Genomic DNA, 20,258 nt, shown 5'->3' on the forward strand with positions numbered 1-20,258 from the left:
CGGCGCGGCAGCCACCGGTATTCAGCCCGCCCAGACCAGGTGGCCGTCGGGGCGGCGGCGGGCCCCCTCGGCCGGCCGGTGCGGGCTGAGCCGGCCGTCGGGCATCAGGTGCCGCACCGGTACGCCCCGGCCGAGCACCGCCACGTCGGCGATCAACCGCCGGTGGCAGCGCCACCAGACGCTCTCGCTGCACATCACCGCCGTTGTCCGCCGCGCCGCGTCGGCCAGCACCTCGACCAACGCGGTGTCGAACTCCGGCGTCCGGGTGTAGCCCGCGTACGCCCGGAAGGCCGCGACGGTCCACCAGGTGTCCGGCTCCGGTTCGCCGGCGCGGACGTGCCGGCGGCCACCGAGGCGCGGCTCCCAGCGGTAGCCGATGCCCCGCTCCGGCAGCCAGCCTTCCAGGGCCTCGCGCCGGACGTCCGGGTTGGTCCGGCTGGTCGGGTAGCGACGCACATCCACGACCAGGGCGATCCCCGCGCCGGCCAGCAGTTCCCCGAGTTGGTCCCGGTCGGCGGCCCCGTGCCCGACGGTCAGCAACTCGCGCTTCACCGGCTCAGCTTGCCCCGAGTCACCGCCGGCCGCCGGACAGCCGGGACGCAAACCACCAATGGGCGTGCCCGGCACCGCTGAAGTGCCGGACACGCCCCGGTGGTCAGCGAACGGGATTGGCCTGGGCCGAGCCCGTTCCCCTAGCGCTGCAGGGTCAGCACACCCGGCCGCCAGGGCAGCAGGTTGTAGTCGCCTCCCGCGCTGGGGTTCTTGCCCTGGTACAGGAACTGCAGGTTGCACGCGTCGATGGTCTTGGTCTGGTCGGGGTTGGTCCGGACCAGGTCACCGTGGCTGATGTCGTTGGTCCAGGTGGCGCCGCTGTTGGCCTTGCCCGCGAAGGGGTTGCTCTCGCTGGCGGCCTGCGGGGTCCACGAGCCGCTCAGGCTGTTGGACGTGAAGGAGCGGAAGTAGCGCCCCTGGCTCCCGATCGCCTCGACGATCATCAGGTACTGGTTCTGGCCCTGCACCTTGTAGACCTCGACCGCCTCGAACAGGTTGTTGGTCGAGTCGCTCATGATCGTCGTGTAGTTCGAGCCGAAGCTGCCCGGGAAGTTCCCGATCGGCATGCTCGAACGGTAGATCTTGCCGTTGTCCCCGGCGAAGAACAGGTACATGTTCTGGTCATCGCCGATGAGGGTTTGGTCGATCACGCCATACGGGGCGTCGGGGAGGCTGGCGGTGGAGAGCGTCTGTGCCGCAGACCAGCCGTTGGGGTTGGTCGGGTCGCTCGACGTCTTGTAGCTGAACGAGGTCGGTCCCCACTGGTACGCGAGCACCCAGATGTTCTTCGGGGCGAAGTACAGCAGCGTGGGCGCCACCGTGCCCTGGCTCATTCCGGTCTGGCTGGCCGAGGCCATGTCGGACCAGTTCATGAACAGGCTGAAGTTCATCGAGCCGTACGAGCCGCTGCTGTTGACGTTCGACGCGTAGACCAGGTGCTTGCCGTTGTAGACCACGTTGGTGAAGTCCTTGAGCGAGACCCAGCCGTTCTGCGGGTTCGCCAGCGCACCGGTCGACGACCAGCGGTAGGTCGACGGGAGCGCACAGCCACCCGGAGGGGGCGACGACGGGGGCGGCGAGGTGGCGCCACTGAACTCGGTCCGCCACTGCTGGTTGGCCTGTCCGTTGCAGTCGTAGATCTGGATCTGCTGGCCGTTGCCGGTGCCCCAGACGTCCAGGCACCGGCCGGACTGCACGCCGCTGATGGTGCCGTTGGAGTTGAGGTTCCATTGCTGGTTCGGCTGACCGTTGCAGTCCCAGATGATCACGGCGGTGCCGTTCGCCGTGCCCTGCCCGTTCGCGTCGAGACACTTGCTGCCGTAGACCATCAGCTGCTTGCCGGCGGTGTAGGTCCACTGCTGGTTCGCCTGCCCGTTGCAGTCGTAGAGCTGGACCCGGGTGCCGTTGGTCTGCGTGGCGTTGGGCACGTCGATGCACCGGCCTGACTGCACCCCGATGATCCGGCCGGTGCCGCTGCCCGGCGTCGAGGTCGGGCCCGAGGTCGGGCTCGAGGTCGGGCCGGCGGCGTTGAGGGCGTTGAGGACCGAGGTGTAGGCGGCCTTCTTGTTGCCGCCGCCGTCGAACAGCAGCGGGCTCTCGCTGGATCGCCAGGAGTCGCTGTCCCGTACGCCCCACACGGTGATGCCGACGCAGCGGGGCACGTTCATGCAGGCCTGGGTCAGGCCGGCGTACTGCGTGGTGGACGCGTTGGTGACGTCGACCTCGGTCAGGGCCACGTCGACGCCGAGGGCGGCGAAGCTGGACAGGGTGGTCTGGAAGTTGCTCGGCAGCGAGCTGCCGCCGGTGAAGTGGGTCTGCAGGCCGACGCAGTCGATCGGCACGCCGCGGGACTTGAAGTCCTGGATCATGCGGTAGACGCCCTGCGTCTTGCCGTAGGACCAGTTCTCGATGTTGTAGTCGTTGTAGCAGAGCTTGGTCGACGGGTCGGCGGTGCGGGCGGTGCGGAACGCCACCTCGATCCAGTCGTTGCCGGTGGCCTGCAGGTTGGACTGCCGGCGGCTGCCGTCCTCGTTGAAGGCCTCGTTGACGACGTCCCAGTAGGCGAGCTTGCCCTTGTAGTGGGCCATCACGCCGTTGATGTGATCGATCATCGCCTGGCGCAGGCTGCTGCCGCTGAGGCTCTGCATCCAGCCCGGCTGCTGCGAGTGCCACGCGAGGGTGTGACCGCGGACCTTCATGCCGCGCTGGGTCGCCCAGTTGTAGATCTGGTCGCCGGAGGTGAACGTGAACTGGCCCCGCTGGGGCTCCGTCGCGTCCGGCTTCATCTCGTTCTCGGCGGTCACCATGTTGAACTCGCGCCCGGCGATCGTGGTGTACGTCGAGTCGCCGAGCCGGCCCGCGGCGATCGCCGTGCCGAAGTAGCGGCCCGACTGTGCGGCCGCCGCGCCCAGGGTGCTCGCCGCGGCTTCCGCCGACGGCATCATCACCGCGGCCGCGGCCGCGGCCACTGTCACGACACTGACCGCGCCGGCGAGCAGCGCTCTGACGATCGGCGTTCGCTGCCGCACGCTCCCGCCACGATGAACGGATGGGCTCATGGCCACCTTGGCCTCCTCACTGGCCAACACCCGAGCCGTCTGGGCGAGGACGACTGGACGTCTTTGTTGGGAAATATATCGACTTCAATGCTCTCACCGGGCATCCCGTCGGGACAACAACTTCCGGAAAACTTTCGGAAACAATTCTGACGCCCGGATTCACCGGTGCGGCGACCCGGTGTGGCCGGTCACCCCGGTACGGTGACCGGCCACGCCCGCCGGACTCGGCGGTCAGGAGACGGTGCAGGGGCTGCCGTTGAGGGTGAACGCGGTGGGCTTCGGGTTGGTGCCGGTGTGGGTGCCGTTGAAGCCGAAGCTGGTCGACGCGCCCGGCGCCAGGGCTCCGTTGTAGGAGACGTTCGTCGCGGTGACCGCGGTGCCGGTCTGGGTGAAGTTCGCCGACCAGCCCTGGCCCACCTTCTGCCCGCTGCTGGGGAAGGTGAAGGCGAGCGTCCAGCCGTTGATGCCGCTGGTCCCCGTGTTGGTGATGGTGATGTTCGCGGTGAACCCGGTGTCCCAACTGCTCGTCGTCCAGGTCACCGCGCAGCCGCCGCCGGCCGGCGGGTCCGCGGTGGTGACGGTGAGCGGCGGCGACGCCGCCGAGACGTTGCCGGCCGCGTCCACCGCGACCACGGTGAAGGTGTACGCCGTGGCGGCGGTCAGCCCGCTGACCGCGAGGGTGGTGCCCGTGGCCGACCCGACGAGGACGTTCCCGGACCGGTAGACCCGGTAGCCGGTGACGCCCACGTTGTCGGTGGCCGGGCCCCAGGCGAGGGTGAGCCCGGTCGGGCCGACGGCCGAGGCGGTGGGCGTGCCCGGGGCGGTGGGCGGGGTGGTGTCCGGCGCCGGTGCGGCCGGGGTGGTCACCGTGAGGGCCGGCGAGGCCGCCGACCGGTTGCCGGCGCCGTCGCGGGCGCGCACCGTGAACTGGTACGTCCGCTCGGGCAGCAGCCCGGTCACCGCGAGGGTGTTGGTCGTGGCGTTGGTGAGCACGAGCGCGTCGCTGCCGGTCTGGGCGCGGGTGACCTCGTAGCCGGCCAGGCCGCTCCCGCCGGTGTCGGTGGAGGCGGGCCAGGTCAGGGTGAGGCCGGTGGCCGTGACGGCCGAGGCGACCGGGGTGCCGGGCACGGTCGGCGCGGTGGTGTCGGGGGTGGCCGGTCCGGGCTCCTCGCCCCAGACCCGCGTCCCGTCGGCGTAGAGGGGCACCTTCCGGTTGGGGCCGGCGGTGGCCTGGTACGACGGGTCGTTGGTGGGATCCCAGGTACCGCCCTCGGGCACGCCGACCTTGAACTGCACCTCCATCCGGTGCTGGGACTGCCCGGCCGGCGCGATGGTGTACCCGGTGCAGTCGACCTCGACGTACCAGATGTCGCCGGAGAACTGCCGGGCCGTGGTGGGTGACGGGCAGCCCTGGGTGTAGCCGGGGGTGACCTGCACCGGGCCGGTGCCGTCGGGGCGGAAGTAGTAGCGGAACTTCGCGGTGGTCAGCGCCCGGGCCGGGAAGGCGGACTTGTTGTAGATGATCGCCTTGAGCCCGGTGGCCCGGGTCTCGGCCTGCATCACCGTGGTCTCGACGGTCAGCTCGTCCAGGTCGGGCGTCTCGGCGGTCGGGAAGCCGGCGAGCGGGCTGCCGCCGTACTCGGAGGCCAGCCGGGCCAGGGCGGAGGTGAAGCCGGCGTTGTAGTCGGTGGCGACCTCGTTCATGACGTAGTCGGAGCGGCTGTCGGTGTACGCGTCGTTGGCCGAGGACGGCCCGCCGACCAGCGCGCCGTAGAGCACGTGGCGGGTCTCGGTGGGCACGGTCTGGCTGTCCCACCAGGAGCCGTGCGCGGTGCGGTGGTGCGGGTTCTTCGGGGAGTTGGCCCCGAAGCCGATCAGGTAGCTGGAGTTGCGCGGGTTGTCGCCGAGCGCGTAGTTGATCTGCCGGACGGCGAAGTCGTGGTAGCGCGCCTTGCGCGTGGCGTCGCTCGTCCGGTCGCTGTAGACCAGCGCGGCGAAGGCGGTGTTGGCGGCGTAGCGCAGGGAGCCCCAGGAGTCGAGGACGGCCTCACCGCCGGGCGAGTAGTTGACCCGGGAGCCGTTGACGCCGACGGTCCACCAGTCGAGCCAGCGGTTGGCGTCGTCGACGTAGCGCTGCTTGCCGGTCAGGTTGGCCAGCAGCACGTACGTGCCGAACTGCTTGTTGTCCCAGGCGATCGTCCACTTGTAGGAGCGGGTGGTGGACTGCGGCTCGGTGCCGAGCTTGTCGTACTCGCTCTCCGCCTTGGTCAGGTAGGCGGCGTCGCCGGTGGCCCGGTAGAGCCAGACGGCGCCCCAGACCAGCTCGTCCTGCCATCCGCTCCACGAGCGGTAGAAGCTCGTCGCGTCGGTGATGCACTCGTGGTAGCTCTTCCGCACGGTGTCGGCGAAGGCGTAGAGCTGCTTCGCGTGGCCGAGCAGCTTGTCGGCGTAGGCGGCGTCGGTGGGCCGGAACACCATCGACGAGGCGGCCATGGCGGCCGCCGTCTCCCCCGCCAGGTCCGCGCCGCCGCAGCTCGCATCGATCTTGTACGCGGGCCGCGCCATCGGCAGCACCTCGGCCGGGCCCCACCACTTGTGGTCGTCGTCGCCCTTGCCGACCTGGCCGTAGAGCACGTTGGGGGCGGGGTGCGCCTTCACGAAGTAGTCGTTCACCCAGCGCAGGTTGTTCAGCAGGTGCGGCAGTTGGCCGGAGGCGGTGTAGCCGTCGCGGTACTCGACCGCGCCCCAGGCCAGCATGGTGGTGCTGAACGCCATGGGGAAGCCGAACTTCACGTGGTCGCCGGCGTCGTACCAGCCGCCGGTGAGGTCGAGGCCGACGTCCGCCCCGTCGGTGAGGGCCGAGTCGCCCCGCCAGGAGACCCGGTTCCAGGCCGGCTTCTTTCCGGACTGCTGCGCCTCGTAGAAGAACAGCGACTTCTGCAACGCCTCGGCGTAGTTGAAGGCCGGCGCGGCGACGGCCGGCGCCGGAGGTGGGACGGTGACGGTCGCGGCCAGGCCGGCGGCCAGCGCGGCGCCGGTGGCGAGCAGCCGGCGGAGCCGGGACCGGCCACCACGGGGTGGCGGGGTCGGAAGGGGCATGGCGAGCTCCTGTGGGTGGCGCCGCGCGGCAGCCGGACCGGACGGGACGGCGTCGGCGGTCCGGGCTGCCGGCGGCAGTGGTGGTGGGGTGGGCCCAGAGGCGCGGGAGCGCTCCCATGGATAGTCGACAATGTAATCTCGACGTCGCGGGTTTGTGAAGACGGACCGGCCGCCGATCCGGCGGGCCCGCAGCGCCAGAGAGTCCGTCCGCGTTACGCCGACACGCCACGGAAGTGGCTCGATCTGGACCCGATTTCGATCCTCTAGCGGGACATCGTCGCAGCTCAGGCCGTTCGTCCGATGTCGCCAGAGGGGTCCCGTCATGCGATCATGTGCCGTCCCCTCTCCCGATCTCGGAGGATTCCTCATGCCACAGCGTCGGCACGTGGCGCGCGCGGCCCTCACCGCAGCCGCCGCCACGGCTCTCCTCGGGCTGGCAGCCGCCCCGGCCTGGGCGACCGGCAACCCGCACAACCCCAAGGGCGACAACGGCACCGTCAAGATCGACGGCGCCGAGTTCACCGACAAGGTCGACAACCAGCCGCACGTCACCTGCGACTTCGAGCTGGAGTTCTTCAACTTCGACCAGGACCAGAAGGCGAACATCACGCTCTGGGCGCAGGCGCCGTCGGCCACTCCGAAGGACAAGGTCGTCTGGTCGAAGAGCGACGTGCTGATCAGCGACGACCCGGCCTCGGGCGCGGAGAACGACCACGACGAGGTCATCAAGCTCTCCTCGAAGGACCTCGACCTCACGGGCCTGAACCTCCACCCGCAGCAGGGCTACCACATCAAGCTCGACGTGGACCTGACCGACGGCAAGGCGTTCGACGACAAGCACAAGGTCTTCTGGCTGACGCCGTGCGAGTCGACGCAGAGCCCGACGCCGACCCCGAGCACTCCGGGCGAGGAGACCCCGACCCCGACGCCGGGCGGCTCCGAGAACCCGTCGGGCACCCCGACGCCGGGGACCTCGGTCGGCGGCGGCGCGGGCGGCGGCAGCGGCACCGAGGGCGGCCTGCCGCTCACCGGCGTGGCGGCCACCAGCATCTCGCTCACCGGCCTCGCCCTGATCGGCGGCGGTGTCCTCCTGATGGCGCTGCGCCGCCGCCGGGACAAGATCACCTTCACCAGCTGAGCCGGACTCCGGCACGGAACCGGCCGTCGGACCTCGGTCCGGCGGCCGGTTCCGCCTTTCCGGGACCACCCCGGCGGTCCGCCCTCGATATGATCTTGGGGTGGACGCTCTCGACCCGACCCGCACCGCCGTCGTCCTGATCGACCTCCAGCGTCGCATCGTGGACCAGCCGACCGCCCCGCACACCGGCCCCGAGGTGGTCGAGCGCTGCCTCGCGCTCGCCGGGGCCGCCCGCGCCACCGGGGCGACCGTGGTGGTGGTCCGCGCCGACCGGCCCGGCCCCGATCCGCAGCCGGCGGGGAGCGAACTGCTTCCCGAGGTGGCGCCCCGGGAGGGCGACCTGGCGATCGTCAAGCACACCTGGGGCGCCTTCCACGAGACCGGGCTCGACGCGGCGCTGCGGGAGCGCGGGGTGGACACGCTGATGATCGGCGGGCTGGTCACCAACTTCGGCGTCGAGCAGACGGCCCGCATCGGAGACGAGATCGGCTACCGGGTGGTGCTGCCGCACGACGCGATGTCCGGGTTGGACGCGTACGCCCACGAGTTCGCGGTGGACTACGTCTTCCGCCGGCTCGGCACGGTCTGCACGACCGCGGAGGCGATCGCCGCGCTGGGCGGTTGAACCGGCCGGCGGATTGATCCGTACTGACGGGTAACCCGGTCGACGTCGCCCGGAGCTGGATCACATAATCGACGATCTTCAATAGCCTTCCCGCGTACCTCCAGGTCAAGGCCGTGGTGGTCGGGCCGCGACGTGTCGCGGCGGCGGGACGGGCGTCCTGGCATACGAGCGTACGGTTGCCCGCGCGCTCGGCCGCGCGGGACAGTACGCGACACCAGCGGTGCCATCGACGCCGCCGCTCCCCCGGACAACCCTGAGGAGATCGCGATGGCTCTCAGACTCGCCGACGGCACCTCCTGGTCCGACACCCTCGCCCGCGCGGTGGCGGCCGCGCCGGAAGCCTTCGGCACCACGCCCGACGGCGCCGCCACCCTGCACAACCTCGTCGAGGGCGGGTGGCGGGCGGTCGGCACGCCGAGCCCCGTACGCACCCCCGTCGACAACACCGTGCTGGTCAACCTGGCCCGCCTCGACGCCGAGGCGGCGCGCGGCGCGGTCGCGCACGCCGCCGCCGCGCACCGGGAGTGGGCGCAGACCCCGCTCGCCGAGCGCAAGGCCCGGGTCGACGACGCCCTGGACGCCCTCACCGCCCACCGGGACCTGCTCGCCATGCTGCTGGTCTGGGAGATCGGCAAGCCGTGGCGGCTGGCCTGCGCCGACGTTGACCGCGCGCTGGACGGCGTCCGGTGGTACGTGCAGGAGATCGACCGGATGCTCGCCGACGGCCGCGAGCCGCTGCCCGGCCCGGTCAGCAACATCGCCTCCTGGAACTACCCCATGAGCGTGCTCGTGCACGCCGAGCTGGTGCAGCTGCTCGCCGGCAACGCGGTGATCGCCAAGACCCCGTCGCAGGGCGGGGCGGTCTGCCTCACCGTGGCGCACGCGCTGATGCGCCGCGCCGGGCTGCCCGCCACCCTGCTGTCCGGCAGCGGCGAGGAGCTCTCCGAGGTCCTGGTCCGCGCCCCGGAGATCGGCGCGGTGGCGTTCGTCGGCGGCCGCTCCAACGGCGGCAAGGTGGCCGCGGCGCTGCTCGACTCCGACAAGCGGCACTTCATCGAGCAGGAGGGCCTCAACGCCTGGGGCATCTGGAACTTCTCCCAGTGGGACCTGCTCGCCGCGCACCTGAAGAAGGGCTTCGAGTACGGCAAGCAGCGCTGCACCGCGTACCCGCGGTTCGTGGTCCAGCGGGACCTGGTCGACGAGTTCCTCGACGTCTACCTGCCGGTGGTGCGCTCCGTCCGGTTCGGACACCCGCTCGCCGTCGGCGACGACTGGTCGGCCGGTGACCCGCTGCCCGAGCTGGACTTCGGCCCGCTGATCAGCGCGGCGAAGGCCGAGGAGCTGCGCCGCAAGGTCGACGAGGCGGTCCGCGGCGGCGCGGTGCCGCTGCACCGGGGCAAGCTCGACGGCGCGCCCTTCCTCGACGGGCAGGACACCTCCGCCTACGTGGCGCCGGCGGTGCTGCTCGCCCCGCCCGGGCGGTCCCGGCTCATGCACGCCGAGCCGTTCGGCCCGGTGGACACCATCGTCGTGGTGGACACCACCGACGAGCTGCTGGCCCAGATGAACGCCTCCAACGGCGCGCTGGTCGCCTCCCTCGCCTGCGACGACGAGGAGCTGGCCGGCAAGCTCGCCGTCGACCTCCAGGCGTTCAAGGTGGGCATCAACAAGCCCCGCTCCCGCGGCGACCGGGAGGAGCCGTTCGGCGGCCGGGGCGCGTCCTGGAAGGGCGCCTTCGTGGGCGGTGACCTGCTGGTGCAGGCGGTCACCGTGGGCGGCGACGGCCGGCTCTACGGCAACTTCCCGGACTACAGCAGCTACCCCGCCACCTGACCGGCCCGGACACGGGCAGGGCCCCCGCACCGGGGGCCCTGCCGTGTCACCGTCCCCCGCACCGGAGGTCGGCCCAGGTGGCGCCGGAGGACCCGGCGCCGGTGCGCGGTCGCCCGCCGGCCGTGGTCCCGCGCCGCGCCGTTGCGGCCCGGGGACGCGGCGCGACGCGCCACCGTGGAGTCAGTACGACCGCCGCGACCGCGCCGTCGCGTCGGCCTGCCTGGGCACCGCTGCCCGGCGGGGAGCCAGCGGCACCGTGACGGTCAGCACGCTGCCGTCCCGTTCCACCGACGTGGGCCGGTTCACGGCGCGTACGGTGCGCAGCATCGGGGTGTTCTCGGCCTGCACGTGCAGCAGCACGGCCGCGTAGCCGGCCCGGTCGGCGTGCCCGAGCAGGCGCCGCAGCAGGGCCGAGCCGAGGCCCCGGCGCTGCCAGTCGTCCCGCACCAGCAGCGCCGCCTCCGCCTCGTCCCCCTCGCCGAGCAGGTTGGCCATGGCCACGACCGGCGCCGCCGCCCCGCCGGAGCCGTCCGTGGCGACCAGGGTCAGCCCCCGTGCCGGTTCGAGCAGCCGGCGCAGCCGGGCCGGCGCCGGGTGCCCCGCCCCGCTCAGGTAACGCCGCTGCCGGCTCCGGTCCGAGCACCCCGCGTGCAGCTCCAGCACAGCCGGGAGGTCGTCGACGGTGGCCGGCCGTACCGTCACCTCGGCCGCGTCGGGCAGCACCAGGGTGACCCGGTCGGCGTCCCGGCGGGCCACCGTGGCGGCCAGCTCGACCAGGGCCTGGGCGCGGGCGTACTCGGCCGGGGTGAAGCTCGGCTCCCGGCGGCGCAGCTCGTACGAGCCGCCGGCCGGGTCGGCCAGCAGCATCGTGGTCTGGTCCACCCCGCCCGGCGGGGTGGCCGGCGTCGGCCGCCAGGTCACCGCGTCCGCGCCGAGCAGCACGCGCAGTGTCTCGCCGGCCGCGTCCGGGTCCCGGACCAGCCGGCCGGCCAGGCCGAGCACCCGGGTGGGCTGGTCGGCCAGCCCGCGCGCCTCGCTTCGCGCCACCCAGCAGTTCCGGCCGCGCCCCCGCTCGACGGCCGCGCGCAGGTCGGCCTCCGTGAGCCGGTCGGGCGCGTCGACCAGGAAGTCGTCGACCGCCCCCACCTCGGTGGTGTGCACCTGCACGGTGAGGATGTTGACCCCGCGCAACGCGAGGCTCGCCGTGAGCACCGACAGGTAGCCCGGCCGGTCGTCCACGGTGGCACGGATCCGCCACAGCGCCATGGTTCGCTCCCTTCCTCACCGTCGACCCTGCCGGCCGCCTGTTGCGCCCCCGTTGCCCACGGGTGAAACGGCGGGACCGGTCAGGTGATGGTGGTCACGGGCGGGGCGCCGACCAGGTCCAGGCGGTCGCCGAGAATCACCGCGCCGGCCCGGACCAGCTGGGCGAGCCGGTCCACCTCGGTGGAGTGGAACGCGGCAGCGGCGAGCGGCTCACTGTGGTCGCGCGCCACCACCAGCACCAGGCCGGCCCGGCCGAACGGCGCGACCGCGTAGTGGTGCCCGTCCGGGGTGGTCATGGCCCGGGCCCGCAGCGGGGTGACCTCCGGCAGCCGCGGCGGCACCGGGGCGCGCCAGCTCGCCTGCCCGACCGTCGGCTCGCCGCCGTCGCCGCTGCGCGCGGCCCAGTCCAGCGGCACCACGGCGGCCACCGCCCAGTCCGCGGCGAGCAGCCCCGGCACCGCGTCGACAAGGGTGGCCACCCCGTCGATCGGGTTCGCGGCGACCTGGGCGAGCAGTTCGGCGTCCTGGCCCGTGGTGGTCGGCGCGCCGATCGCCCGCCACACCCCGTCCACCCGGACGCCGGGGATCGCGGCGAGGCCGGCGAGCAGCCGCTCCACCCGGGCCGCGCCCGGCCAGACCACGGTGAAGTCGTCGACCGCCCGCCCGCCGAGCCGCTCCAGCACCACCACCTGGACGATGTCGGCGCCGGAGACGCCGAGCGTCCGGGCCACCTGGCCGAGCGTGCCCGGTCGGTCCGGCAGGGTCACCCGAACTCTCAGCAGCATGTCTGGTCCCTCCGCTCGGCGGGCCGGCCGTGGCGGCCGGCAGGCTGGGCCCCAGCCTGCCGGTTGACCATTTCGCCCCCGTTGCAGCGGCATGTCCCGCCGGGAACATCCCGCCTTGACAACAAAGCTGAGCTGCCATCAACTAACCGGATGACCGATCCGGCCGTCGACGCACCGCAGACCCCGACCGGTTCGGCCCCGCGCGGGCTCGACCTCGACCGGCTGGCCGCGTATCTGGCCGTGCACCGGCCGCAGCTGGCCGGGCCGCTGTCGGCCGAGCTGATCGCGGGGGGCAAGTCCAACCTGACGTACCTGCTGCGCGCCGGCGACCGTGCGGTGGTGCTGCGCCGGCCGCCGCTCGGGCACGTGCTGGCCACCGCCCACGACATGGCCCGGGAGTACCGGGTGCTCTCCGCGCTCGCCCCCACCGCCGTGCCGGTGCCCGAGGCGCTGCTGCTCTGCCCCGACCCCGAGGTGACCGGGGCGCCGTTCTACCTGATGGAGAAGGTCGACGGCGAGGTCTACCGGCGCCGGGAGCAGACCGACGCGCTCACCGCCGGCCAGCGGCGCGACCTGGCCATGGCGATGATGGACACCCTGGCCGAGCTGCACATGGTCGAGCCGGCCGCGGTCGGGCTGGCCGACTTCGGCCGCCCCGAGGGCTACCTGGGCCGCCAGGTCCGCCGCTGGTCCGGCCAGCTGGACCGCTCCCGCAGCCGCCCGCTGCCCGGCATCGACGAGCTGCGCGACGCGCTCGCCGGCAGCGTGCCCGAGGGCGCGAACGCCGGCCGGATCGTGCACGGCGACTACCGGCTGGACAACCTGCTCGCCACGGTCGAGCCGGTGGCGGTGCGGGCGGTCCTCGACTGGGAGATGGCCACCCTCGGCGACCCGCTCGCCGACCTGGGGCTGCTGCTGACCTACTGGGACGTGCTGGGCGACAGCGACAGCGCCGAGGGCAACCCGGTAGCCGACGGCATCGGCCCGCGGGCCGGCTTCCCCACCGGCGCCGAGCTCATCGACCGGTACGCCGGCCGCAGCGACGTCGACGTCGGGCCGCTGCACTGGCACGTGGCGCTCGGCTGCTTCAAGCTCGCGGTGATCTGCGAGGGCATCCACTACCGGCACGCCCTCGGGCAGACGCTCGGCGGGGGCTTCGACCGGATCGGCGAGATGGTGGCGCCGCTGGTCGAGCACGGCCTGCGCGCGGTCCGGGGGAAGTGATGGACTTCGCGTACGACGCCCGGACGGTCGAGCTGCGCGAGCGGCTCGAGGCGTTCCTCACCGAGTGCGTCCACCCGGCCGAGCCGGTGCACCACGAGCAGGTGCTCGCGGCCGGCGACCCGTGGGCCCGCCCGCCGGTGCTGGACGAGTTGAAGGCCGAGGCCCGCCGCCGGGGCCTGTGGAACCTCTTCCTGCCCGACCCGCGCTACGGCGCCGGGCTGACCAACCTCCAGTACGCCCCGCTGGCCGAGCTGACCGGGCGCAGCCCGCACCTGGCCCCGGAGGCGCTCAACTGCGCCGCCCCGGACACCGGCAACATGGAGCTGCTGGCCGAGTTCGGCTCCGCGGCGCAGCGGGAGCGCTGGCTGGAGCCGCTGCTGGCCGGGGAGATCCGCTCCGCGTTCTGCATGACCGAGCCGGAGGTGGCCTCCTCCGACGCCACTAACATCGCCACCCGGATCGTCCGGGACGGCGACGGGTACGTGGTCGACGGCCGGAAGTGGTGGTCGTCCGGGGCGATGGACCCGCGCTGCGAGATCTTCATCGTCATGGGCAAGACCGACCCGGACGCCGACCGGCACCGCCAGCAGAGCATGATCCTGGTCCCCCGGGACACCCCGGGCGTGACGGTGCGCCGAGGCATGACGGTCTTCGGCTACTCCGACGCCCCGCACGGCGGCCATGCCGAGATCGACTTCACCGGGGTGCGGGTGCCGGCGGAGAACCTGGTCGGCGCCGAGGGCGCCGGCTTCGCCATCGCGCAGGCCCGGCTGGGTCCCGGGCGGATCCACCACTGCATGCGGCTCATCGGCATGGCCGAGCGGGCCCTCGAACTGCTCTGCACGCGGGCCCTGGACCGGGTCGCGTTCGGTCGACCGCTGGCCGAGCAGGGGGTGATCCGGGAGTGGATCGCCGAGTCCCGGGTGCGCATCGAGCAGGCCCGGCTGCTGGTGCTCAAGACCGCCTGGCTCATGGACACCGTGGGCAACAAGGGGGCGCACACCGAGATCCAGGCCATCAAGATCGCCACGCCGGCGATGGCCGAGTGGGTGATCGACAAGGCCATCCAGGGCTACGGCGCGGCCGGCGTCAGCCAGGACACGCCGCTGGCCGCCCTCTGGGCGCAGGCCCGCACCCTCCGCCTGGCCGACGGTCCCGACGAGGTGCACCGGTCGTCGCTCGCCAGGCGGGAGCTGCGCCGCTGGGCCTGACCCCTCAGGCCGAGGCGCGGTGGATGAGCTTGGTGTCCAGCAGCACGTGCGGGCTGGACAGCTCCTCGCCGCGGATCCGCGAGACGAGCAGCCGGGCCATCTGCCGGCCCATCTCCTCCACCGGCTGGAAGACCGTGGTCAGCGGCGGCTCGGCCTGCCGGGCGATGGGGGCGTCGTCGAAGCCGATCACCGCCACGTCCTCGGGCACCCGGCGGCCTGCCTCGCGCAGCGCGCGGAGGGCGCCGAACGCCATCAGGTCGGAGGCGACGAAGACCGCGTCCAGATCCGGGCAGACCTCCAGCAGCCGGCGCATGCAGGCCGTGCCGCTGCCCTCGCTGAAGTCCCCGTACGCGATGAGGTCCGGGTTGAGGTCGCCGCCCGCGGCCCGGACCGCCTCCTTGTAGCCGGACAGCCGGGCCAGGCCGGCGCCCATGTCCTGGGTGCCGGCGATGGTGGCGACCCGCCGCCGGCCGCAGGCGAAGAGGTGCTCCACGGCCTGCCGGGCGCCACCGACGTTGTCCACGTCCACGAACCAGGCCGGCTGGGCGTTGGGGTGCAGCATCCGGGCCGGGCGGCCGCCGAGCACGGTGGGCAGGCCGCGCTCCTCCAGCAGGGTGGGCAGCGGGTCCGCGTCGTGCAGCGAGAGCAGCAGGACGCCGTCCACGTGCTGGTTGGTCAGGTGGTGCTCGACCCGTTCCCGCTCGATCTGGGACTGCGCCATGGCCAGCCAGAGCTGCATCGGGGTCTCCAGCAGCGCGGAGCTGACGCCCCGGACGATGCCGGCGAAGAACGGCTCGGTGAAGACCCGCTCCCCCGACTCGGAGACCACCAGCGCCACCGAGTCGGTCCGCTGGGTGACCAGGGCCCGCGCGGCCCGGTTGGGCACATACCCCAGCTCGGCGATGGCCGCCTGGACGGCGGCCCGGGCCTCCGGGCTCACCTGGGGCGAGCCGTTGACCACGCGGGAGACCGTGCCGCGGCCCACGCCGGCGCGGGCCGCGACCGCGTCGAGGGTCGGGCGCCCGAGCGACCGCGTGCGCTGCGTTGTCATCGTCTGTAGCTCCTCCGACGTCGGGCGGGCCCGGCACCTGTTGAGGCGTCGGCGCCGGGCCGCCCGTTACTGGCTGGCCCAGCCTATTGTGCGGCCAGGCCGTTGCGTCGGATCACATCGGCGTACCACCTGGCGCTGGACTTCGGGATCCGGACCTGGCTGTCGTAGTCGACGTAGACCATGCCGAAGCGCTTCGTGTAGCCCCACGCCCACTCGAAGTTGTCCATGAGCGACCAGGCGAAGTACCCCTTCAGCGGCACCCCGGCGCTGATCGCGGCGTGCGCGGCGCGCAGGTGCGCGTCGAAGTACGCCAGCCGGTCCGGGTCGTCGACCCGGCCGTCGACCACCGTGTCGACGAACGCGGAGCCGTTCTCGGTGACGTAGAGCGGCAGGTCGGTGTAGTCCCGGTGCACCCGCTCCAGCGTCTCCACCAGGCCCGGGGCGTCGATCTCCCAGTCCATGTCGGTCACCGGGACACCGCGGGTGACGAACCGGACGTCCTCGCTGCCCGGCCAGCACGACGGGGCCCGCCAGTACGCCTCCCGCTCGACGCCCTCGATCGGCGCGGCGACCACGTGCCGGCTGTAGTAGTTGACGCCCACCATGTCCAGCGGGGTCGAGATGACCGCCAGGTCACCGTCCCGGACGTGCCCGAAGTCGGTGACCTTCCGCAGGTCGGCGGTCAGGTCCGCCGGGTACGCCCCGCGCAGCACCGGGTCGAGGAAGAACCGGTTGGCCAGCCCGTCGATGCGGCGGGCGGCGTCGGCGTCCTCGGGCGAGTCGGTGGCCGGGGTGACCGGGTAGAGGTTGACCGTGATGCCGAGCTGCGCCTCCGGCCGGGCGGCCCGCAGCGCCTGCACGGCCAGCCCGTGCCCGAGCATGAGGTGGTGCCCGGCCCGGACCGCGTCCGCCCCGTCGGAGCGGCCCGGCGCGTGCACGCCGGAGCCGTAGCCGAGGAAGGCCGAGCACCACGGCTCGTTGAAGGTGGTGAAGTACTTCACCCGGTCGCCGAGGGCGTCGGCGACCAGCTGGGCGTAGTCGGCGAACCGGCCGGCGGTGTCCCGGGCCGGCCACCCGCCCGCGTCCTCCAGCGGCTGGGGCAGGTCCCAGTGGTAGAGGGTGAGCCAGGGCTCGATGCCGTGGCCCAGCAGCTCGTCCACCAGGCGCCGGTAGAAGTCCATCCCCTCGGAGTTGACCGCTCCGGCGCCGCCGGGCTGCACACGGGGCCAGGAGACGGAGAAGCGGTAGGACTTCAGCCCGAGGTCGGCCATCAGCCGCACGTCGTCCGGCATCCGGTGGTAGTGGTCGCAGGCCACGTCACCGGTGTGCCCGGCCACCGTCCGCCCCTCGGTGTGGCTGAAGGTGTCCCAGATCGACGGGGTGCGGCCGCCCTCGGTCGCCGCGCCCTCGATCTGGTACGCGGCGGTCGCCGCGCCCCAGAGGAAGCCGGGCGGGAAGGTCAGTGCCGCGCCCTGGTCGAGGACGCCGACGGCGGGCGGGCTGGCTGGGTTGCTCACGACTTGACGGCGCCTTCCATGATGCCGCCGATGATCTGGCGGCCGAAGATGATGAACACGATCAACAGTGGCAGGGTCGCGAGTGCGGTACCAGCGAAGAGCGCCACGTAATCCGTCTGGTACAGCCCGGACGAGAGGATCTTCAGGGAGTACTGCACCGTCGGGGTGTCCGGGGTGAGCACGATGAACGGCCAGAGGAACTCGTTCCAGGTCTGCATGAAGGTCAGCAGGCCGAGCACCGCCGCCGCCGGCCGCAGCGCGGGCAGCACGACGTTCCAGTAGATCCGCCAGGTGGAGCAGCCGTCGAGCCGGGCCGCCTCGATCAACTCGTCGCTGATCGCGGACATCGCGTACTGGCGCATCATGAACACGCCGAAGCCCTGCACCAGGAACGGCACGATGACCGCCTGCAGGGTGCCCGTCCAGCCGAGTTCCACCATCATCAGGTAGAGCGGGATGACACCGAGCTGGGTCGGCACCATCATGGTCATGATGATGATCAGCAGCAGCGCGTTGCTGCCCCGGAACTTGAGCTTGGCGAAGGCGAAGCCGGCCAGGCTGGAGAAGAAGATCACCGAGATGGTGACGATGGTCGACACGACGGCCGAGTTGACCAGGCCGTAGATGAACGCGGCGTCCTCGTTGGCGAGCATCCGGTCGATGTTGGTGAACAGCTGGTCGCCGGGGGTCGGCGGCATCTCGTAGACCGCGCTGTTGTCCCGCGAGGCGATGATGAACGACCAGATGATCGGGAAGATCGACAGTACGCCGCCGAGGATCAGCGCGAGGTAGGTCAGCGGGCTGGCCTGCCAGAGCTGGGCGCCGGGCAGCCGACCGCGGCCGCGACGGCGGGACGGCACCGGCGGCGGGGTGACCGAGCGCGGCAGGGTCTGCGTGGTGGTCACTTCTTGTCCCCCTTCACCGACCGGCGGACCAGCGCGAAGTTGATCAGCGCGAAGATGATGATCATCATGAAGAGCAGCCAGGACATCGCGGCGCCGTACCCGTACTCGGAGTTCCCGGTGAAGGTCTTCTCGTAGATGTACATGGCCAGCGTCTGGAACTGGTGGTCCACCCCGCCGCGGACCAGCCCGTTCCCGTACATCAGGGGCTCGGTGAAGATCTGGAAGCCACCGATGGTGGAGATGATGACCGTGAAGAGGATCGTCGGCCGGATCAGCGGAACGGTGATCGTCCAGAACTGCCGCCAGGTCGAGGCGCCGTCCAGCGACGCCGACTCGTACAGGTCCTTGGGGATGGCCTGCATGGCACCGAGATAGATCAGCGCGTTGTAGCCGGTCCACCGCCAGTCGACCATGAACGCGATGGCGAACCAGGAGGCGAAGCGATTGTCCCGCCAGGCGATGGGGTCGAAGCCCACCGTGCCGAGCAACCAGTTGATGAGGCCGTACCGGTCCGCGAAGATCAGCGCGAAGATGATGCCGACCGCGGCCACCGAGGTGATGTTGGGAATGACCACCCCCATCCGCAGCAGCGTGCGGGCCTTCATCTGCCGGTTCAGCAGGTTGGCGAGCATCAGCGCCACGATGAGCTGCGGCACGGTGCTGAGCAGGAAGATGCCGAGCGTGTTGTAGGCCGCGTTCCAGAACTGGGCGTCCTGCATCAGCAGGCGGTAGTTCTCCAGTCCGGCGAACTCCTTGGTCCCGCTCAGCAGCTCGTAGTCGAAGAGCGAGACGTAGACCGTGTAGAGGACCGGGAAGAGGCCGAAGACCCCGAAGAGGACGAAGAACGGGGTCACATACAGGTACGGGGAGTACTTGAGGTCCCAGCGGCCGAGCCGGTACGACCGGCGCCGGTGCAGCGGGGCGGGCGGGGGCGGCGAGGCGACGCGCGACGGTGGCGCCGCGCCGACAGTAGAACTCATTGCGGGTCCTTCCGGGGAGGTGGGACGGCGGCGACCGCGGCGCCCACACCCCTGGGGCGGGTGTGGGCGCCGCCGCCGAGCCCACGGGCAGCGGATCCCCGTGGGCTCGGCCGGTCACCGGCGACTCAGCTGGTCGCCTTCTTGGCCTCGTCCACCGCCTTCTTCCAGGCGGCATCCGGACTGAGCCGGCCACGCTCGGCCGCCTGCATCTGCGGCTCGAAGATGGTCTCCCAGACCTGCTGGTGCTTGGCGCCGAGGAAGACGGGCTTCATGTTCTTGACGCTCTCCCCGAAGATCTTGCCGGTGGGCGCGCCGCTGAAGTACTCGCTCGTCTTGTCCTTGAACGCCGGGTCCTCCAGGGCGGCGATGTCGGACGGCATCGCGCCCGCCTCCTTGAACGCCGCCAGGTGGCCCGCCTTGCTGGTCAGGTACTTGGCCAGCTCGTAGGCCTCCTTCGGGTGCTTGCTCTGCGCCGGGACGGCCAGGTAGGAACCACCCCAGTTGCCGCCGCCGCCGGGGATGTTGGCGATGTCCCACTTGCCGGAGTTCGCCGGGCCGGACTTCGGGGCGATGACACCCTCGGTCATCCACGACGGGCAGGGGAGGGTGGCGAAGGCGGAGTTCTTGAAAGCCCCGTCCCAGTCGGCGCTCCACCGCTGCGTCTTGGCGGTCAGCCCGTCCTTGGCCATCTGCAGGCCCATGTCCCAGGTCTGCTTGACCACCGGGTTGGTGTCGCCGATGAACTTGTTGTCCTTGTCGAAGAAGAAGGTCTCCGAGTTCTGCATGACGTACGGCTGCATCAGGCTGGTCGCGCTGTCCAGCCAGGCGGCCTTGACCTTGCCGCTGGCCTTGAACTCCTTGCCCAGCGCGATGTAGTCCTGCCAGGTGGTCATCCGCTTCGAGACCTCGTCCCGGTCGGTGGGCAGACCGGCCTGCTGGAACAGGTCCTTGCGGTAGCACATGGCCAGGCCACCGACGTCGGTGCCGAGCCCGATCAGCTTCTTGCCGTCCGGCGTCAGGGCGTTGTTCCACTTCCACTCGGGGAAGCTGGCCTTCAGCTCACCGGCGCCCAGGTCGAGCAGGTTGGCGAACTTGTCGGGGTTCTGGACGTACCCGAACAGGACGCCCTCCTCCAGACCGACCACGTCGCCGGCACCGCTGCCGGCCGCGAGCCACTGCACCAGCTTCGGCTGGAAGTCGCGCAGCTCGCCCATCTTCTGGTGCTCGACCTTGATGTTCGGGTGCGCCGCCTCGAAGTCCTTGATGGCCTGGTCGTAGCCGAAGTTCTGGAAGGTCTGCAGGACCAGCTTGACCTGGCCGCCCTCGCCGGTGGACCCCTCGTCGTCGTTCTTCTTGCTGCACCCGGCGCTGCCGAGAGCAAGGCCCGCGGCCAGCACGGCGGCCGCGGCAATTCGGAGGCGGCGCCTCATGACGCTCATCCCTGACCCCTCTCAGGTGGGTAACTCGTGTGGTGGGTTCTGACTCGCGCCCGCCCGTCGGCCGGGCGGGCGCAT

At 71.9% G+C, this 20,258-nt stretch carries 15 protein-coding genes; 5 read left to right on the forward strand and 10 right to left on the reverse strand.

Annotated features, from left to right (window positions below; all coding sequences use genetic code 11):
• Positions 1–21 precede the first annotated feature (21 nt).
• The 3 genes from NLX85_RS03020 to NLX85_RS03030 form a co-directional block, all read right to left on the reverse strand.
• A complete protein-coding gene (locus NLX85_RS03020; protein ID WP_254331483.1) occupies positions 22–552 on the reverse strand; it encodes a DUF488 family protein in 531 nt (176 codons plus the stop codon).
• A 140-nt stretch (positions 553–692) separates the two neighbouring features.
• Complete coding sequence (locus NLX85_RS03025) at positions 693–3,116, reverse strand: non-reducing end alpha-L-arabinofuranosidase family hydrolase (RefSeq protein ID WP_254331484.1); 2,424 nt, start codon at positions 3,114–3,116, stop codon at positions 693–695.
• Between the two features lie 225 nt (positions 3,117–3,341).
• Complete coding sequence (locus tag NLX85_RS03030; protein ID WP_254331485.1) at positions 3,342–6,209, reverse strand: glycoside hydrolase family 9 protein; 2,868 nt, start codon at positions 6,207–6,209, stop codon at positions 3,342–3,344.
• Between the two features lie 367 nt (positions 6,210–6,576).
• Between NLX85_RS03030 and NLX85_RS03035 the strand changes: the two genes are divergently transcribed.
• The 3 genes from NLX85_RS03035 (at position 6,577) to NLX85_RS03045 (ending at position 9,805) form a co-directional block, all read left to right on the forward strand.
• Positions 6,577–7,347 carry an LPXTG cell wall anchor domain-containing protein gene (locus tag NLX85_RS03035; protein WP_254331486.1) on the forward strand — a complete coding sequence of 257 codons (771 nt, stop codon included), beginning with the start codon at positions 6,577–6,579 and terminating at the stop codon, positions 7,345–7,347.
• 100 nt (positions 7,348–7,447) lie between these two features.
• Positions 7,448–7,972, forward strand: a complete 525-nt coding sequence (locus NLX85_RS03040; protein WP_254331487.1) for an isochorismatase family protein — start codon at positions 7,448–7,450, stop codon at positions 7,970–7,972.
• 267 nt (positions 7,973–8,239) lie between these two features.
• Positions 8,240–9,805, forward strand: coding sequence for an aldehyde dehydrogenase family protein (locus NLX85_RS03045; protein ID WP_254331488.1), 1,566 nt, complete (start codon positions 8,240–8,242; stop codon positions 9,803–9,805).
• A 180-nt stretch (positions 9,806–9,985) separates the two neighbouring features.
• Here the strand turns inward: NLX85_RS03045 and NLX85_RS03055 are convergent, their stop codons facing one another.
• Together NLX85_RS03055 and NLX85_RS03060 are read right to left on the reverse strand one after the other, a co-directional pair.
• Positions 9,986–11,071, reverse strand: a complete 1,086-nt coding sequence (locus NLX85_RS03055; RefSeq protein ID WP_254331489.1) for a GNAT family N-acetyltransferase — start codon at positions 11,069–11,071, stop codon at positions 9,986–9,988.
• Positions 11,072–11,151: 80 nt separating this feature from the next.
• On the reverse strand, positions 11,152–11,856 hold the full coding sequence (locus NLX85_RS03060) for an amino acid-binding protein (protein ID WP_254331490.1): 705 nt from the start codon (positions 11,854–11,856) through the stop codon (positions 11,152–11,154).
• Between the two features lie 150 nt (positions 11,857–12,006).
• Here NLX85_RS03060 and NLX85_RS03065 point away from each other — a divergent pair, with 150 nt between their 5' ends.
• Positions 12,007–13,080: a phosphotransferase family protein gene (locus NLX85_RS03065; protein WP_254331491.1), complete on the forward strand. Its 1,074-nt coding sequence runs from the start codon at positions 12,007–12,009 to the stop codon at positions 13,078–13,080.
• On the forward strand, positions 13,080–14,291 hold the full coding sequence (locus tag NLX85_RS03070) for an acyl-CoA dehydrogenase family protein (RefSeq protein ID WP_254331492.1): 1,212 nt from the start codon (positions 13,080–13,082) through the stop codon (positions 14,289–14,291). The genes NLX85_RS03065 and NLX85_RS03070 overlap by 1 nt, the downstream gene beginning before the upstream one ends.
• Positions 14,292–14,295: 4 nt before the next feature.
• On the opposite strand, the gene NLX85_RS03075 is transcribed toward NLX85_RS03070, so the two are convergent.
• The 5 genes from NLX85_RS03075 to NLX85_RS03095 form a co-directional block, all read right to left on the reverse strand.
• On the reverse strand, positions 14,296–15,342 hold the full coding sequence (locus tag NLX85_RS03075; RefSeq protein ID WP_254331493.1) for a LacI family DNA-binding transcriptional regulator: 1,047 nt from the start codon (positions 15,340–15,342) through the stop codon (positions 14,296–14,298).
• A gap of 83 nt (positions 15,343–15,425) precedes the next feature.
• On the reverse strand, positions 15,426–16,859 hold the full coding sequence (locus NLX85_RS03080) for a GH1 family beta-glucosidase (RefSeq protein WP_254331494.1): 1,434 nt from the start codon (positions 16,857–16,859) through the stop codon (positions 15,426–15,428).
• A complete protein-coding gene (locus NLX85_RS03085) occupies positions 16,856–17,719 on the reverse strand; it encodes a carbohydrate ABC transporter permease (protein WP_374628063.1) in 864 nt (287 codons plus the stop codon). The genes NLX85_RS03080 and NLX85_RS03085 overlap by 4 nt, the downstream gene beginning before the upstream one ends.
• Positions 17,720–17,760: 41 nt before the next feature.
• Complete coding sequence (locus NLX85_RS03090) at positions 17,761–18,744, reverse strand: carbohydrate ABC transporter permease (protein ID WP_254331495.1); 984 nt, start codon at positions 18,742–18,744, stop codon at positions 17,761–17,763.
• 125 nt (positions 18,745–18,869) lie between these two features.
• Positions 18,870–20,183, reverse strand: coding sequence for an extracellular solute-binding protein (locus NLX85_RS03095; protein ID WP_254331496.1), 1,314 nt, complete (start codon positions 20,181–20,183; stop codon positions 18,870–18,872).
• Positions 20,184–20,258 lie beyond the last annotated feature (75 nt).

It is taken from the genome of Micromonospora sp. A3M-1-15 (assembly GCF_024213425.1).
Taxonomy (GTDB): domain Bacteria; phylum Actinomycetota; class Actinomycetes; order Mycobacteriales; family Micromonosporaceae; genus Micromonospora; species Micromonospora chersina.